This is a genomic window from Paenibacillus popilliae ATCC 14706, assembly GCF_000315235.1.
GTDB lineage: Bacteria > Bacillota > Bacilli > Paenibacillales > Paenibacillaceae > Paenibacillus_B > Paenibacillus_B popilliae.
Genome location: NZ_BALG01000384.1, coordinates 1 through 431, shown reverse-complemented (window position 1 = coordinate 431; position 431 = coordinate 1). Strand labels below are relative to the sequence as shown.

Below are 431 nucleotides of genomic sequence, written 5' to 3'. Positions count from 1 at the left end.
TGGGCTCGCACGCGTCCGTTTAAGGCATCAACCAACTGGGGTACTTTTTTTCTAACTTGGGTTTTGACCCTCGCTTTCACGTCTGCTGGCTCCAACGCAACACCGTTCATCACCGACGCTAGTAAAGCCGGCCCGACACACCAAATACATCGCTAAGATAAGTGGTCAACTTGATGTTCCCATCCTGAAGGATTTTGTGAATACGGTTCTTTTCCGCTGTCACGTCGTTGATCAACTTCCGACGATACCGAGTAAGGTCGCGTAAATCCCGGATATCTTCCGGCGGCACGAAGCTCGCTTCGATCCATCCGCAGCGCAGCAATTGAGCGATCCAGAGCGCGTCTTTCATGTCTGTTTTTTTGCCTGGCACGTTTTTGATTCGCTGTGGATTCGCCAAGACAAGTTCTTGTCCAGAGACCCTGCCAATACAC

The 431-nt window shown here is 51.0% G+C and carries 1 pseudogene; it reads right to left on the bottom strand.

What is annotated here, in order from left to right:
- Positions 1–431, bottom strand: a pseudogene (locus PPOP_RS17645) (IS110 family transposase); the annotation flags it as partial.